Consider the following 16,822-nt stretch of genomic DNA (forward strand, 5'->3'; position numbering starts at 1 on the left):
TGAAGACGGAGTGCAGGTTGTTGAACAATCGGACTGGAAGGCCGCTTGATGATATTTTGCTCATACACCAGAATTGACAATAACTCTGGCTTTGTTGCAAGAAGATAAGACCAAGGCATTAAATTTTTATGAAGAAAATAAAGCTTTATTTAAAGATTGCGAGGAAATAAATCGCCAGGTAGCGAAGGAGTTGGCTGACATTAAACTTGCTGGGGCAGTCAAATCTGTCGAAACATATCTAGCGTTTTTTTCAGAGGAATTAGCTCAACAGAAAAATGCGCTGGGAATTAGCGAGTTATTTAAAACGGAATTGTATGACGTTGAAAAATTTGCAGCTTTATTATTGTGGCTGTTACAGCAGGGAGTTTCTTCAAGGGCAATTCTAAGAACGAATTTACTACATGATTTTCTAAGATATCATCTATTTACTCTCGATCAGGAAGAAAGTGCTATCCGTCAATTATATGTGCTTCTAGCCCAATTTCCTGAAGCAAAAAAATTGGTTGTTCAGGCAGGCAAGGTAAGTTGTGATGAGCGTGGATTTGAGTCTTATAGCTTAGATGGCGCCTTACATAGAGAAGAGGAACTTCTGTCGGTGCAAGTGTCGGCTGCCCCCTTGGATTTTACACCCACGGAAGAAAATTTTGCCGCACTTTCTAAGTTATTCGGTCAACCCTTCTTATTTGCTGCGGTAATAACGCCTACAGTACCTGAGAATGAAAATTGGCTGAATGCTTTAAAGCGTAGCCTGAATCATGAAAGTATGTTAACCAAAGAATTACCGGCTCTTATTAATCTTATTGCTGTAGGACAACCTGCATTTTTGAAAGAGCTGGCTCAATTAGTAGAGGAATCCACCGTTGAGCAGTTGATTGCATTAAATAGTGGTTCAATCCTGCATTTATTGCCTTATAAACCCGCCTTGTTTGAACAGATAAAATCAGTCAATGTTGAGAAGTATATTCAGCAAATTAATATTTCAGGCGCTTCAGGACCAGATGTAATTGCCCAACTACTGGCTATGCTTGCTGTCTTATTGAAGCATCATCATCCTTCTGTAGGTCAGGTATTTGATGCAGTTATTGAGAAGCTTTTCGATCACTCTCACTTGGCTGATGATATAGAGTTGATGCGACAATTAAAAAGATACCCTGGATGGGCTATTCACCTGGCTCGTCGTTCCGCAGAGTTACAGCAACAGCTTGAAGAATGCATTGGCAAAGCTACTGAACAGAGTTCACTGACTATTGAAAGTTATCAGTTAATTGAAGACACCTGGTTCGAGGTATCGCGGAAATTGCAGACTTTAACTTACCTCAATTCTCAGGCCAAATTTGATTTTTATGATAAATATACTTTGTATATTCGGATTGCCCAAGCTTGTTTTAAAAAGCAGGGCAGTGCTTTTGATATTAATGCCTTTATTGAATTATTGTCATTACAATCGCCAACACAACCATCGGAAGATATTAGTGAATATGAGCGTGTCTTACTTGAAATCCTGACGGCAATTGATGACGAATTAATTAGAAATACCATTATCGATAAGCTTGAGGCCGCTCCTATTCAACGTCACAATTGGAGGGTGAGAGAGTATGGTGGTGAGACAGCTTTCCTTAAAGCAGCCAGACAAGGCAATTTGGGACTTCTTACGAACATTGCAGAAATAAAACAACAAAGTAAGTCTGTGATGAATAAAGCGCTGTTGCTTGCAGCCGAGGGTGGTCATTGGCCTGTGGTCAATTACCTTTGTGCTGATACAATTAAATTATTCACACGAAGAACAATTTGTACTGTTTTAATTCAGGCTGCTGAGCAGGGGCAGCTCACGGCTGTACAAGTCTTTTGTAATGACGATAATCCCTTACCTCCTAAAAAAATTTTAGAAAAAGCACTTCAGGGTGCAATTACCAATAATCGTATTAGTGTGGTGCGCTATCTTTGCCAGTTGACAGGTAATTCTTTAAGTAAAGAAGTTATTGAAAGAGGATTTAGACTTGCAGCCAAGTTAGAGCATTGGGATTTAGCTGAATATTTTTGTTCCTTATCAGCCAACGCACCCTCGCAATTGCAAATTGAAAAAATGTTTGAGCATGCGGCGGAAACTAATTGTTTGGAGTTGGCTAAACGTCTTTACAGGTTAGAAAATAATGCACCTCGCCAAATAGTGATCGAACGAGTAATAAATAAAATGGCTCGGGTTGGAAATCTTGAGTTTATAAGCTATTTTTGCGGTTTAGAGGATAATCCCTTGAGCCGATCGGTTATTGAATCGGCCTTAATTGAGGCTGCGGCAAATGGTCATTTGCCTCTAGTAAAATATTTATCAAATTTAGAATTAAATAGACCAAGTCCACAAGTTCAGGGAAAAGCTTTACAAGCATCTATAAAAGCAGGGAAACAAGACGTTATAGCTTATTTTTGCAGTTTACCAACAAATCGCTTTTTACAGGGCGCAGTTGATTTTGGGATATTGTCAGCAGTTAAATCACAGCAGGCAACGGCTATGCAGTTTTTCTGTAATTTAAGCAATCCGCCCAGTCGCCAAGCGATTGAAAATGCTCTGCAGGTAGCCATTAAATTAGGTGATACACTAGCGGCATTGTATCTTTGTAATTTGCCCACCAATGCTCCTTCGCGACGTATAGTTGAACAAGGTTTATTATCTGCTGTAAAAGGCAAACAAATTGCTTTGGTGCAAGTTTTTTGTAGTTTATTATCAGATAATAAACCCCGAAAACCTGTACTAGAGTTAGCGCTTCGAAAAGCCAACACCACTGAGCAGATAGCGATAGTAGATTATTTGCGTGAAGTTTTGGGTAAACCAATAATAATACGTAGAGAAGTAGGAACAAGATTAGACGGTTCCTTAAATAGACAGTTAGATAGCTATGGTATATTCGGTCATAAGCAGCATAGGCAAGCTTACCGAAAATTGGCAAAAGGCAGTGAAGAGCTTGCCGTTAAAGATAGAGAGCATCAATTAACAGAATCACCTTCAATTGCTTAAGTAAATATAGGTTGGACTTTGCCAAACAGCTTGTTAGGCCTGGGTCCGACCTACGTGGTTCCCTGTTAAAACCCTAAGCTTTTAATTTAGTGCAATGTAAACAGCATTTTTTATAGAAAATAGTTATTCTATCGAGTTAAGTTAATATTAAAGAGCAAAGTTGGGGTTTTTAGAGTTCTGATACTAAAATAATAATTAAAAAGCGTTTAAGGCCAGGCTATGGCAAAAAAATTATTACAAAATTCGCTTAACCAACTTTTATTAGAAAACGAAAAAAAGCATGGTGAAAAAGTCTATTTAAGGCAACCTCGTAATGGAAGGTGGCATGAATTTACATGGCAGATGGTTATTCGCCAAGCCAGGCAAGTTGCCCGTTTTTTGCAGGATGCTGGTCTTAAAAAAGGTGACCATATTGCTATTTTTTCCAAAAATTGTGCCGAATGGTTTATTACTGATTTTGGTATTAGTTTGGCAGGTATGGCCAGCGTACCTTTATTTGCAAATCAGCACCATGACAGCATTGAATATGTTTTAAAGCACGCAGAAGTAAAACTGGTATTTATTGGAAAGTTAGATGATTGTGTGCGAGTTCGTAGCTATATTCCCGCCGATTTACCCACAGTAAATTTTGATTATCATCCTAAACTCAATACCAGTCACCATTGGGCAGATATTCTCGCCAAAGAGCCTTTAACAGATATTGTGGACTCATCTCCAGATGACCTATTCACGATTATTTATTCTTCAGGGACTTCTGGGCTGCCTAAAGGTGCGGTTTATACGCACGAAACAATTGCTAATTACCTAAAAATTTTTCCTGAAGATATTCAGCGTATTAATAAGGTGACTTACTATCATTTTATGTCTTATTTACCTCTAGCTCACGTGTATGAACGTTCAGCAATCCAATTAGGGAGTATCACGATACCCTGTGATGTGTCTTTCGTTGAAGGCCTGGATAAGTTTATTGAGAATTTGCGCGAAGCTGAACCCACCTTTTTTACTGCAGTTCCGCGGATTTGGGGGGTTTTTCAGCAAAAAATAGAGCAGAAACTATCTCCTGTGATTTTGAATTTTTTGCTTAAAACACCTGGCATTTCTTTTTTAATCAAAAAGAAAATTAAGCACCAGCTTGGCCTTGGCCGCTGCACTAATAGTTTTTCTGGCGCTTCACATTTGCCCTTATCAATTCTTAGTTTTTTTGACAAGCTAGATATCCATATTCAAGAGGGCTACGGACAAACCGAAAATCTGGCTTATGCTACTTTTTCTACTTTAGAACGACGCCGTCCTGGTTATGTGGGTACACCAAGAAAATACGTGGAGATTAAACTTGGTGATGATAACGAGTTACTTCTTAAGTCGCCTTGTTTGATGAAGGAATATTTTAAAGAGGAAGCTGCAACCAAAGCTGCTTTTACCAGCGATGGATGGCTGCATACCGGTGATATAGTTGAACTCGATGAGCACAACAATGTAAAAATACTAGGGCGTTTATCTGAGAATTTCAAAAATCAAAAAGGAGAATTCATTGCTCCGGCAGCTATTGAGAAACGATTTTCATCAAATCAATTCATAGAGCAGCTTTGTATGGTTGGCAAGGAGTTACCTCATAACGTTTTACTAATTACCTTAAGTGAATCAGGGAGGAGTCAGGATAAGGAACAAATAAAGAAGAGCCTGCAAGAAGATTTACATAAAATTAATAGTGAACTTGTCAGTTATGAAAAAATTTGCCATGTGATTATTTTGCAAGAGGCATGGACACCTGAGAATGGACTGCTTACGCCAACATTGAAGGTTAAGCGTCCTGTTGTGGAGTCAACCTATCAAGACTTAATACAGAAAGCAATTACAGATCATAACCTCATTATTTGGGCCTAGATTACTCACCAGATTTATTAGCCAGCTTCATTAATAAAGCTTGAATCTCATGAATACGTTCTTCTGGGGAGGTACTATCCAAAGTAAAACGCAAGCGGGTAGGACCTTCCATTTGGTAGCGTTTTGCTTGTAGTTGAATCAAGTTGATCAAAACGCCTGGATCAATTGCGGGTTTCTCACCAAATTCAATCTTGCCTGTCTGTTGGGCTGAATTAATTTTATTAATCGCTAATTGGGTTGCCAATAATTTTAATTCTGTAATTAGCAATAATTGCTTGGCTGGTTGGGGAAGTAAGCCAAAGCGATCAATCATTTCAATTTGCAACTCACGTAATTGCTGTTTGTCTTTCGCATTCGCTATCCGTTTGTACATAATGAGCCGGGTATGCACATCACTGATATAATCTTCGGGAATAATTGCGCTTAAACGTAGATCAATTTCTGGACCTTGCTGGATTGGTGCCGCTAATTCAGGAGTTTTTCCTGCTTTTAAATCACTGACGGCTCTGTCCAGCATTTCCATAAACAAACTGAAACCTACAGCATGGATATTACCACTTTGCTCTTCTCCTAATAATTCACCAGCCCCGCGAATTTCTAAATCATGAGTTGCTAAAGTGAAGCCTGCACCCAAATCCTCTAGAGAAACAATGGCCTCTAATCGTTTAACAGCATCAGCAGTTAATGATTTTTCATTGGGCGTGAGGAGATAGGCATAAGCTTGATGATGAGAACGGCCAACGCGGCCACGTAATTGATGTAATTGTGCTAAACCAAACTTATCTGCTCTATCGATAATGATGGTGTTGGCAGTCGGGATATCAATGCCTGTTTCTATAATGGTGGTACAAACTAGCACATTAAATCGATGATGATAAAAATCGGACATAATGCGTTCTAGTTCACGCTCACGCATCTGACCGTGAGCACTGCGAATTTTTGCCTCGGGAACAAGTTCTTGTAAATCCTGGCTTACGCGTTCGATCGTTTGGACATTGTTATGGAGAAAATAAACCTGGCCACCGCGCAAAATTTCGCGCAAGATGGCTTCACGAAGGATGGCGTTATTTTTTTCTTGCCAAAATGTTTTAATTGCCAACCGTTTGGCAGGCGGTGTTGCGATCAGGGAAATATCGCGTATACCGGCCATCGCCATGTTGAGTGTTCGCGGGATAGGTGTAGCAGTCATTGATAGAATATCAACGTGTGTGCGTAAGGAACGTATATGTTCTTTCTGCTTGACACCAAAGCGATGCTCTTCATCAATCACCAGTAAGCCTAAATTTTTAAACTGGATATCTTTGGAAAAAAGCTTATGAGTACCGATAACGATATCTACCTGACCATTTTTTAATGACTCAATTACTTTTTCGGCTTCTTTGCCGCTACGAAAACGAGATAACAATTCTATATTGATAGGGAATTGAGCAAAACGATCGCGGAAATTCTCAAAATGTTGCCCGGCGAGCAAAGTAGTTGGAACGAGAACACAAACTTGTTTACTGTTTTGTACTGCCAGGAAGGCAGCCCGCATAGCTACTTCAGTTTTACCAAAACCGACATCCCCGCAGATTAATCGATCCATAGGACGAGGTGACTGCATATCTTGGATAATTTGCTCAATAGCACGTAGTTGATCCGTTGTTTCCGCAAAGGGGAAGCCACTGGCAAAACGTTGATAATCACTAGCATCAAATTGATAAACATAACCTGGTTTAGCTTCGCGTTTGGCATAAATTTCTAATAATTCAATGGCTATATCATGAATTTTTTCAGCCGCTTTCTTCTTTTCTTTTTGCCATTGATCACTACCCAGCTTGTGCAGTGGAGCATGCTCACTATCCAGGCCTGTATAACGACTAATGAGATGAAGTGAGGTGACTGGGACATATATTTTATCATCACCAGCATAGGCCAGGATGAGAAACTCATTGGCAATGCCATTGCTTTCAATGGTTTTGAGTCCCTGGTAGCGGCCGACACCAAATTGTAAATGTACAACCGGAGTATCTATGCGTAGTTCAGCCAAATTACGAATGATTAAATCGGGATCAACTGCTTTTTGGGTGCTGCGTCGTTGAGGAGTCGCCTGTTCTCCAAAGAGTTGGGCTTCAACGATAACAGCAATTTGTTGTTCAATTAACTCTGTGCCATAAATCAAAGGGCCGGTAATGATGTTAATGGTTTCTTTGTCATTGATAAATGATTGCCAAGAGGGTTGTATTTTGGCGGTTATATCGCCTTGTCTAAGTAAATCCAGCAAAACCTCGCGTCGCCCAGCACTTTCAACGACTAATAAATAGCGTCTACTTTTATCTGCGAGGTAATTACTCAAATTAAGGAGTGGTTGGGTACTTTGACGCTCTAAAGCAAGAGACGGCGCTTTGTTAATGTTGAAATTTATAGCCCCCTTTTTTTCAACTGCTTTGTGGTAACAACGTATTTGCTGATATTGGTTAGCCAGAGTTAGTAATTCCGTAGGGGTCAAAAAACACGCATTAGGTTTTAAAATGGGACGGGAAATATCGTAGCTTCGTTGTTCATAACGGGTTGTTAATTCCTGCCAGAATTGCTCCGCCTGTTGCTGGATTTCTTCAATCAAAAAAACGCTGGCATCGGTTGGAAGATAATCGAAAAAGGTAGTTGTTTTATCGAAAAACAAAGGCAAGTAATACTCAATACCGGAAGGGTATTGTCCATCACTTACAGCTTCGTAGACTGGACACTGACTTGGATTTCCAGGAAATTGCTCCCTAAATGCGCGGCGGAATAGGGTTATGCTTTTTTCATTTAAAGGAAATTCACGTGCTGGTAAAACATGGATATCGGTAATTTTAGCTACAGTTCGTTGTGATTCAGTATCAAATTGTCGGAGACTATCAATGACATTATCGAATAGTTCTATTCGAAAGGGTATGTTGCTTCCCATAGGAAAGACATCAATAATAGCGCCACGAATGGCAAACTCACCATGTTCTAATACTTTATTGACGCAGTGGTAGCCGGCTTGTTGTAACTGATGTCGGAATTGCTCTAAATTCAGGGTCTGTCCTTCTTTTAAGAGGAGGGCATGGTGATGTAAAAATTGGGGTGGGCAAAGACGATGCATCAACGTACTGGCAGAACTAATCACGATTGCATTGGCGGTTTGTTGTAAACGACTTAGAGTTGATAAACGTTCAGAAATAATGTCCTGATGTGGGGAAAATTGATCATAAGGCAGGGTTTCCCAATCGGGGAAAAATAGTAATTCCTGCGTGGTGAAATCAGTAAGAAAAAAACGTAACTCGTTAAGTAGCTGGGCAGCTGTTAAATTATCAGGTGCAATTATCAGCTTGACGCCTGTTTCCTGACGGCAATACTCAGCCACTGCTAGAGGTAGACTGCAGCCGTATAACTGTCCCCAGGTCTGTTTTGTGTCAATTTTTGGATAACTAAGTAGTGTTGTCGCCATGAGGTGTACAAGCCGCCAGTATGTTTTAAGGGGCAAGAGTATACTATAAAAGCTCCAAAGCAGCGACTCTTATAACGTGTGGTTTGTGGGATGAGTATTATATCGGCATGCAGGCCAAGGCTTGTTTTTGATCCTTCTTTGGGTTTAAGAGATAAGGAAAGAATGAGGTAGATAGCTGGTTATTAAACCTGCTAGTAAACCGAATAAATGGCCTTCCCAGGAGACGCCTTTTTTCCCGGGAAATACACCTAGAAAAATACCAGCGAAATAATACAAACTTATTACACCGAGAATGATCGCGGTAAGAGTACCTTGCTGCAAAATGTCGGTGACAAGTAATCCCCAATAGCCGGTAATCAAACCACTGGCACCGACATGTATGCCGGATTTTGCAAAGCACCAGGTTAAAAAACCACTAATAATAGTAATAACCAGGGTAACCCATAAAAAATAAGTCAAGCCATTAATCAAAACAAAATTGCTTAATACTAACAGTGGAATTGAATTGAAAAAAAGATGATTAAAGTTAAGGTGCAGCAGCGGTGAAAATAATATACCGGGTAGACCAACCATGTGCCTGGGAATGATGCCCAAATAAAGTAAGCGCTTGCCAAGGAAGAAATTTATGAAGTAAACGAGCCATGGCAGAAAGAGGATAATAGCCAGGATCTTCAGATTTTGTTGTGTCTGACTAATAATCAAAGCCAGGCTGGTATTAAGTTGCTCGAGCATAGTATTAATTCGCTGGGTTTATGGGTGTTTTTACCTCGGCTGGTTTGGGTACAGCCGTTATGATACGGACGGGCACAAAAAGAAGGGGATCAACTAAGGTTTGATTCATTACCATTGACCAGTGTAAATGTGGTCCAGTTGCTCGGCCGGTTTGACCAACGATGCCGACTTGTTGTCCTTGGTTCAAAACATCTCCCTTTTTGACATCGATGCGCTTCAAATGTGCATAGAGAGAAAAAACGCCCATGCCGTGATCAACAATAACAGTATTACCTGTAAAAAAATAATCGTTGGTAGCTACTACTTCTCCTTTGGCGATCGTATGGACAGGCGTATTTTCTGGGGCTCCAATGTCTAAACCAGAGTGAGGTGGGCGCGGCTGATTATTGTATAGTCGTTTTAAGCCAAATAGACCGGTAATAGGACCATGCGCTGGAGCCTTAAAACCTTCGGCGAAAGGATTAGCAGGAGTAAATTTGGCAAAAAGAGTAGCCATTTCTCTCGTTTCATTATCTATTCGTTGTTTATCTTCTTCGTAGGGATCAACTTTGCGTTTGTTTGCAATCGTCAAATACTGGGTACTATAAAATTTATCAGTGACATGAAAAGGAATAGTGGCTTTGTAGGGTTTGGTGATAATAAGGTTTTGAATAGCGTCTTCTTTGTCCAAAGGGATTCCGACAATCAGTAGCCATTGATTGGATTGTGTACTTGGCATAACAGCAATTTTTTTGTTGTCGTAGTAGGCTTCAGGTTTTTGTTTAATGTCAATTGGAATAATGGTTAGACCGCCATTGACTGAATGATTTTCTGGGAGCTGATAGGGCAAAGCGGCGCATGTGGCGTTCATTAGGAAAAAAACAAACATCAAACCAATCGTTAAACGCTGAGAAAAATTTTTCATCCTTTAATCCTCATTATTAATGACTTCACACATGAGACGTCCTTTTGCCAATCTTAACTCAATACTATCGCCTTTTTTGACCTGGTTGCTATCGAAAAGAATGGTTTTATCATGAGTTGCGATAGCATAACCTCTTTCCAGTGTAGCTAGAGGGCTCACTGCATGCAATGTTGCCAAACGGGAAGAAAAAATTTGCTTTAATCCATTTACTTTGGCAAGTAGATTGTGGGTGAGTTGTTGTTCAAGATATTGTAATTTTGTTTTGGATTGCTGTAAAAGGATTGTCGGATTTTTTGCATGAAGATTAGTTATTAGTAAATGGAGATGATTCTTTTTCTGATTTACTAAATTTCGTAAGCCTTGATTGAGGTGTCGTTCGAGATAATCGAGCGTCTGGTAATGCTTATTAATTAACCGTTCTGGTGATAAGATTTTGGTAGTGCAATGAGAGAGTAACAATTGTTTATGTTGAATAAAGCGGGTTATTGCTCGTAACATTCGTTGCTCAAGAGAAATAAGCGTGTTTAATAAATCAAACTGGTTGGGTGTAACAGCCTCGGCTGCTGCTGTTGGTGTTGCAGCTCGCAAATCGGCAACAAAATCAGCAATAGTGAAATCAGTTTCGTGTCCAACTCCTGAGACAATTGGTATGATACTGCCCCTGATTGCCAAGGCTAATTGCTCGTCATTAAAAGCCCAGAGATCTTCTATACTACCACCTCCACGCGCTAAAATCAGAACATCGGAATTTTTGTCTTGATTAGCTTTTTTGATCGCTTTAACAAGCTGTTTGGCTGCATCCCTACCTTGAACTTCACTCGCATAAATTTTAACGGCCGCCAGAGGAAAGCGCCGTGCTAAAGTAATGAGGATATCGCGAAGAGCGGCTCCTGTTGCAGAGGTAATGATTCCAATGATAGTAGGGTAGCGTGGAATGCTCTTTTTTTTGTCTTGTGCAAATAAACCTTGTGCTTGAAGTTTTGCTTTCAACTCCTCAAATTGACGGTAGAGTGCACCCAAACCAGCTTCATTCAAGGAGTAGACGATCAGTTGGTAATCACCTCGCGCCTCATACAAGCTTAATTTACCTTGGGCAAGGACTTGCTGGCCATCCTGAAAATTTTTACTCATGCTATTGTGGTGGTTACGGAAATAAACACAACGTAACTGGGCAGTAGGATCTTTTAGGGTAAAATAAAAATGCCCGGAACCAGGTTTACTTAAATTAGATAATTCACCTGTAACCGTAACATTCCCCATTTCCAGCTCTAGCCAGGATCGGACTTGTTGGTTAAGTTGAGTGACAGTGAGAGCAGTTAAATCATTTTGCATTATGTTTTTATGAATTGGGCAAGAGAAGTTATCTAATGATAACAGACTAAAATTTATAGGAAAAATAAGTTGATGTTAGGGGGGGATGCATTAGCTTATTGGGATAAATGAAGGCATTTAGGAAGAAGAGGATGGATGAATGAGGTATTGCTTACTGGTATTGGCTATTGTTGCAACCTCTCCATTAAGAGCGGATACATTAAATGAAGCAGTGCAACACGGGATGATTTCTAACCCTGATGTTCTGTATAACACGGCGAAGCAGCTATCAGCGCGTCAAGGGATAGATAAGGCTCGGGGAGGCTGGTGGCCGACTATCGATGCAAATGCGGGCTTTGGTCGAGAAAGGAGTGATAACCCGACGACAGAAGCGATTGATGGCCCTGGTATCAGGATATTAAATCGTACGGAATCCTACATTGAGTTAAAGCAAAATCTGTTTGCTGGCGGCGGTATAGTTAATGAAGTCAAACGGACGAAGAGTTTGTATCAAGCGCAGGAATTAAAAACGCAAGGCGTGGCGGAAGATTTGGCGCTAGAAATCATAAATCGCTATTTGCTGGTGATTCTCCACGAAAAATTATATGGGTATGCGATCACCAACTATCATGCGCATCGTGCAGTTTTTGGCATGATAAAAGAGCGGAGTGAAGCAGGGGTATCCCGCGAGGCAGAGGTAGATCAAGCTGATGCGCGCCTGGCCTTGGCGGAATCGAATAAAATCAGTGCAGAGGCGAACTTGCAGGAAGCACGGATTAATTATGCGAAGGTTGTAGGGAAGTGGCCCGGGAAATTGGTGTGGCCGCGTGTACCGACACATCAAGATTTGCCTCGTTCATTAGGTGAGGCGATAGAGCGAGGGTTAGATAACCATCCAACTGTTCGTTCGACCTATGCGGATGTGAAAGAAGCGAAATCGCAATATGATGTTGCGCGCGCAGCTTATTATCCACGTGTTGACTTTGTATTGAGTGCATCCCAAAACCGTAACCTGGATGGATTGGTAGGGCCGAATAATGACCGGATGGCGATGATTCGGATGAACTATAATTTGTTTCGTGGCGGCTCAGATGATGCGAATGTACGTCAGACCGCCTATGAGGTTCAAGAAGCCTATGAATTGAAGAATAAGGCTTTGATCGATATGAAGGAGTCGGTGCGTTTGTCCTGGAATGCGTGGACAGCCTCCGGTTTGCGTTTAAATCCGCTACGTCGCCATGTTGTTGCATCAAGAGAGACTCGCAGTGCTTATCAAGAGCAGTTTAAGGTTGGCAAAAGAACACTTCTGGATTTGCTGGATTCTCAAAATGAGTACTATCAGTCACAAATAGAGCTGGCCCGTGGAATCAACGACGAAGTTTATAGTCGTTACCGGTTGCTCAATGGCATGGGTCGGTTGCTGTGTTATCTGAAGATGCGCTTACCGCAAAACGTGGTGAACAATGATGTTTTCAGTTCAGCCCAGACGCATATACTGTTGAACAAAGCGATGGATGAATTACCCTATCCGGATACAACGGACAGGTCTTTATATCTGGCGCAACCAGTAAAGAATATGGATACGACTCCCTTAACGAAAGCAATAATCGCAAAAAATACGACTCCACCGCCTGGTGTGACGCCAAGAATTTGGTATGTTTCTGCAGGGCGTCTAAAGTTAAAGGCAGATGCCATTGCATTGAAAAACCGTTTACGCAACCTTGGATTTGCAGCATGCATAGAGTCACTGAGCAAATGTACAGATTGCTTTAATGTGGTGGTGGGTCCTTATGAGTACCGTGGCCATGCAGGGAATGGTATGGAGAGGTTGAAGGAAATAGCGCATGTACAAGGAATACTGGTTACCTACAGGCAAGAACCAAAATGTAGCTAATACCTTGGCTGGGCTGTTGTTTTTACTCTTTTTTCTTGCACCTCAGAATAGTTTTTCTAAATACAGTCATTCGGTTGCCTCTCATAAAGAGATTGTGATGAGGCAACAAGACTCTAAAGATCCCGCCAAACGCCGTTTTACAGCATGGAAACAACTAATAATTAATTATCGTAGCCAGTCTTTAAATAATAAGCTGAAAGCGGTGAATGATTTTTTTAATCAATTTACCTTTGAACAAGATGAGAGTTATCAAGGAACTACTGATTATTGGAAAACTCCCGATGAATTTATTGCTGATGGCGGTGGGGATTGTGAGGATTTCTCTATTGCAAAATATTTTACACTACTTGCTTTAGGAGTTCCCATACAGACTTTACGTATTACCTATGTTAAATCTGTTGAGTTCAATCGAGCTCATATGGTTTTGGCTTATTATGCAAAGCCCGATTTGGAACCGTTAATACTTGATAATTTAACGGGAAAGATTTTACCCGCTTCAAAAAGGCCTGATTTAATCCCTGTTTATAGTTTTAACGGTGAAGGATTATGGTTGGCAAAACAACGCGGAAATGATAAGCCATTGGGTGATTCGGCTAGATTATCTAAATGGCGGGATCTGATAGAAAGAATGCAAAAAAAGGGTGATTAGCATGACATTAACCAAGAAGATGGCTTTGGGTGTGCTTAGTTTATTAATGTTAATTTTTATTGGCACCTATTTGATTACTTTAAATAATGAGCGTAATTATTTCATCCAACAGATGAATAGTAATGCACAAGATACTGCAACCTCTCTCGGTTTATCTTTATCACAAGCTTTAAATAGTAAAGATAAAGCACTGATGCTTTCGATGGTTGAAGCAGTCTTTGATCGAGGTTACTTTGCTTTGATTGAAGTTCGCGATCTAAATGGCGAGTTATTGGTATCCCGTTATTCCTCTCCAAAAGAGCAGGACGTTCCTTCATGGTTTATTCGTCTGATTAAATGGCCGGCTTCTGTCCAATCCTCTATTGTGATGCGAGGATGGAATCAGGTAGGGGAAATTTTTGTAGCAAGTGATTGTAATTATGCCTTTAACGCACTCTGGCATAATGCGGTGGAATTGGTTTATTGGTATCTTTTATTTGCACTGATTTCGCTGTTAATTGTTTATGTATTCATTCAATGGCTGCTGAAACCTTTAAAACGAGTGAGGGATCAGGCTAATGCCATTTGTGAAGGGGAATTTCCTATTGAAACTATTATCCCCAAAACACCGGAATTAAAAAAAGTTACTCTTGCAATGAATCAAATGGTGATGCGTATTAAGCGATTATTTCAAGAACAGATGCAACAATTGGAAATGTTACGCCATCAGTCTTTTCAAGACCCGTTAACTGATTTAGGTAATCGACGTTATTTTTTGCAACAAACAACGGCATTACTAAGTAATGAAGAAGAGTTTACACCAGGTTTTCTTGTAATCCTGGCCATTGATGGGTTAGAGCCATTAAATAAAAAACAAGGGTATCAGGCAGGAGATAAAATTATTCAGGATGTAGCAAAGGCCTGTGTAAATTTTTGGCCATCCGCAATGATTATCTGTATGGCAAGAATTAGTGGTAGTAACTTTGGTTTGCTTGTTAGAGAAAATGATCCGGATTTATTTATAAAGCGTTGTAATGAGTTTAATCTCAATGTTCGTAAATTATTTAATAATAGTGTATGCAACGTATTTATTGCAGCTTCTTCTTATTCTTTGCATCAGTCTGTTAGCACTTTGCTTACTGAAACTGATCTGGTACTAAAAAAAGCAAGGGAAGAAGCTAAAGGGATAGCGTTTGATGCTAACATAGCCATACCCTATAAAATAAATCTTGATAATAAGGGTATCATGGCTGCCATATCTGAAGGCAGAATATCTCTTTTTTCTCAATGGGTAACTTCTAGTAGAGAAAATTATCATCAGGAATTGTTTGTCCGCATTAACGAGCATGGACAGCAAGTATTTGCTGGATATTTCATACCCATCGCCGAAAAAGCTGGAATTGCTTATTTAATAGATCAGTTTGTTTTAACAAAAATTATTGCTGCCGATCTTTTAAGTCATACAAAAATTGCATTAAATTTGACTCAAGAGACAGTAACAAACGAAGATTATCGGACTGATTATATTAAAAAACTTGAAACGCTCTCAATTGAGTCACGTAGTAATCTCTTTATTGAATTTAATGAACAGTTCGTACTAGTACATTTTGAAAAAGTGATGTCTTTTGTAAAGCTGTTACAAAAATTACATATAAAAGTAGGTGTTGATCAAGCGGGAATTCATTTTTCGCCAATGCATTATCTGAGTGAGCTGCCTATTACTTACCTAAAATTGCATGGTAGTTTAACTTATGATCTGGCCGAAAACCAAAACAAACAGTTTTTACTGCACTATTTCAATGAAATGGCTTGTACCTTAGATATTCAAGTTATTGCAACCCAAATAGAAACAGAAACACAGTGGCAAGCAATAAACAACATACATCTAAAATGGGGCCAAGGATGTTATCTCAGTGATGTTGAACCTTTCTTAACCAAATAATTACAAATAAGTTTTAAATGGTTCAAAAATTGAACTAAAATTGAAGCTATACTTGTAAGATAAAGTAATTAGTACGGTACTTAATAGTAACTGGTTCATCACGACCCAGAAAAAATGTCCAGTTTTGGGGATGTCAGAGATGAGTAAAACGATACCTGGGATTGTTGATTCTCTTAACGGACTATTAATTAAAAGTAATGCGGGTGGCCAATTATCCATCGCAAAGAATGGCACGCATGTAATGAAAGGAGAGCAGCTGCTCTTATTGAGCGGTGATGCACTCCTCCATGCCGTTGAATTAGGGGATTTTAAACTAGCAATTAATACTCCTTTTAATTTAGATGGTATTTCTCCTTTACTGAAAAGTATTTCGCAGAGCTCTCAAGCTGATATTGCAAATTTAATCCAAAAAGCGGTTGATAATGGCATTGATCCAGTAGCTTTACTTGAAACTCTAGAGGAAACTGCAGCGGGGGAAGGACCTGTTTTAGGTAGCGGTGGCAGCACTTTTGTCTATGAGCCAACCTATGGAGTTGGAAGTGTGACAGCTGGATTTGATACTTTTAGCGCCAATATTCAAGAATTAAATGGAACAGAAATTCCAAATATTCTTTTACCACCAGGCCAAGAAGCTATTCTGGCTGAAGTAGATGCAGCTACAGCTGCGGGAAATATCCCTTCCATTACAGGGATCAATAGTGTAGCGCAGATCGGCGGTGTTGCGACTGCTGCAGTCACCGAAGATACGAATGTTGCCAACAATAATCTGGCCAGCAGCGGTAGGTTGACCATTGTCGATGTGGATGCCGGGCAATCCAGTTTTATTGCCCAGCCTTCTGTGGCAGGGACTTACGGTACCTTTACCCTGGCCGCCGATGGGGCCTGGACTTACACAGCGAACAATGCACAAACGGCCATCCAGCAGTTAGGGGCTGGCCAAACGCTGACCGAGTCATTCACTGCGACCTCAGCGGATGGCAGTGCCAGTCAGACGGTCACGGTGACGATTACCGGGACGAATGATGTTCCAGAGATCGGCGGTGTTGCGACTGCTGCAGTCACC

10 protein-coding genes are annotated in these 16,822 nt (G+C 40.3%); 6 read left to right on the forward strand and 4 right to left on the reverse strand.

The window, feature by feature from the left end; translation table 11 throughout:
• The first annotated feature begins 73 nt into the window (after nt 1–73).
• Both Lfee_RS02735 and Lfee_RS02740 read left to right on the forward strand, forming a co-directional pair.
• Nucleotides 74–3,010, forward strand: coding sequence for a hypothetical protein (locus Lfee_RS02735; protein ID WP_058443760.1), 2,937 nt, complete (start codon nt 74–76; stop codon nt 3,008–3,010).
• Nucleotides 3,011–3,229: 219 nt separating this feature from the next.
• Entirely contained in the window at nt 3,230–4,894 is a 1,665-nt protein-coding gene (locus tag Lfee_RS02740; RefSeq protein ID WP_058443761.1) for an AMP-binding protein, read from the forward strand.
• Nucleotide 4,895: 1 nt separating this feature from the next.
• Here the strand turns inward: Lfee_RS02740 and mfd are convergent, their stop codons facing one another.
• From mfd to xseA, 4 genes are all read right to left on the reverse strand, one after another.
• On the reverse strand, nt 4,896–8,348 hold the full coding sequence (gene mfd / locus Lfee_RS02745) for a transcription-repair coupling factor (RefSeq protein ID WP_058443762.1): 3,453 nt from the start codon (nt 8,346–8,348) through the stop codon (nt 4,896–4,898).
• A 144-nt stretch (nt 8,349–8,492) separates the two neighbouring features.
• Entirely contained in the window at nt 8,493–9,080 is a 588-nt protein-coding gene (locus Lfee_RS02750; protein WP_058443763.1) for a rhomboid family intramembrane serine protease, read from the reverse strand.
• Between the two features lie 4 nt (nt 9,081–9,084).
• On the reverse strand, nt 9,085–9,984 hold the full coding sequence (locus Lfee_RS02755; RefSeq protein WP_058443764.1) for a peptidoglycan DD-metalloendopeptidase family protein: 900 nt from the start codon (nt 9,982–9,984) through the stop codon (nt 9,085–9,087).
• A gap of 3 nt (nt 9,985–9,987) precedes the next feature.
• Nucleotides 9,988–11,316, reverse strand: a complete 1,329-nt coding sequence (xseA, locus tag Lfee_RS02760) for an exodeoxyribonuclease VII large subunit (protein ID WP_058443765.1) — start codon at nt 11,314–11,316, stop codon at nt 9,988–9,990.
• A gap of 139 nt (nt 11,317–11,455) precedes the next feature.
• Here xseA and Lfee_RS02765 point away from each other — a divergent pair, with 139 nt between their 5' ends.
• The 4 genes from Lfee_RS02765 to Lfee_RS02780 form a co-directional block, all read left to right on the forward strand.
• Nucleotides 11,456–13,189 (forward strand): TolC family outer membrane protein, encoded by a 1,734-nt coding sequence (locus Lfee_RS02765; protein ID WP_058443766.1) that lies wholly within the window; start codon nt 11,456–11,458, stop codon nt 13,187–13,189.
• On the forward strand, nt 13,140–13,838 hold the full coding sequence (locus tag Lfee_RS02770; protein ID WP_082646555.1) for a transglutaminase-like cysteine peptidase: 699 nt from the start codon (nt 13,140–13,142) through the stop codon (nt 13,836–13,838). Before Lfee_RS02765 ends, Lfee_RS02770 begins: the two co-directional genes overlap by 50 nt.
• A gap of 1 nt (nt 13,839) precedes the next feature.
• Nucleotides 13,840–15,759 (forward strand): bifunctional diguanylate cyclase/phosphodiesterase, encoded by a 1,920-nt coding sequence (locus Lfee_RS02775; protein ID WP_058443767.1) that lies wholly within the window; start codon nt 13,840–13,842, stop codon nt 15,757–15,759.
• A 139-nt stretch (nt 15,760–15,898) separates the two neighbouring features.
• A partial coding sequence (locus tag Lfee_RS02780) for a VCBS domain-containing protein (protein WP_202972484.1) occupies nt 15,899–16,822 on the forward strand: 924 nt, incomplete at its 3' end.

The sequence above is a fragment of the Legionella feeleii genome (assembly GCF_001467625.1).
In the GTDB taxonomy this organism is placed as follows: Bacteria; Pseudomonadota; Gammaproteobacteria; order Legionellales; family Legionellaceae; genus Tatlockia; species Tatlockia feeleii.

Bases quoted from the DNA above. Each gene is read 5' to 3' on its own strand.
- Lfee_RS02740 (WP_058443761.1), top strand. From the start codon at position 3,230: ATGGCAAAAAAATTATTACAAAATTCGCTTAACCAACTTTTATTAGAA.
- mfd (WP_058443762.1), bottom strand. From the start codon at position 8,348: ATGGCGACAACACTACTTAGTTATCCAAAAATTGACACAAAACAGACC.
- Lfee_RS02750 (WP_058443763.1), bottom strand. From the start codon at position 9,080: ATGCTCGAGCAACTTAATACCAGCCTGGCTTTGATTATTAGTCAGACA.
- Lfee_RS02755 (WP_058443764.1), bottom strand. From the start codon at position 9,984: ATGAAAAATTTTTCTCAGCGTTTAACGATTGGTTTGATGTTTGTTTTT.
- xseA (WP_058443765.1), bottom strand. From the start codon at position 11,316: ATGCAAAATGATTTAACTGCTCTCACTGTCACTCAACTTAACCAACAA.
- Lfee_RS02765 (WP_058443766.1), top strand. From the start codon at position 11,456: ATGAGGTATTGCTTACTGGTATTGGCTATTGTTGCAACCTCTCCATTA.
- Lfee_RS02770 (WP_082646555.1), top strand. From the start codon at position 13,140: ATGTACAAGGAATACTGGTTACCTACAGGCAAGAACCAAAATGTAGCT.
- Lfee_RS02775 (WP_058443767.1), top strand. From the start codon at position 13,840: ATGACATTAACCAAGAAGATGGCTTTGGGTGTGCTTAGTTTATTAATG.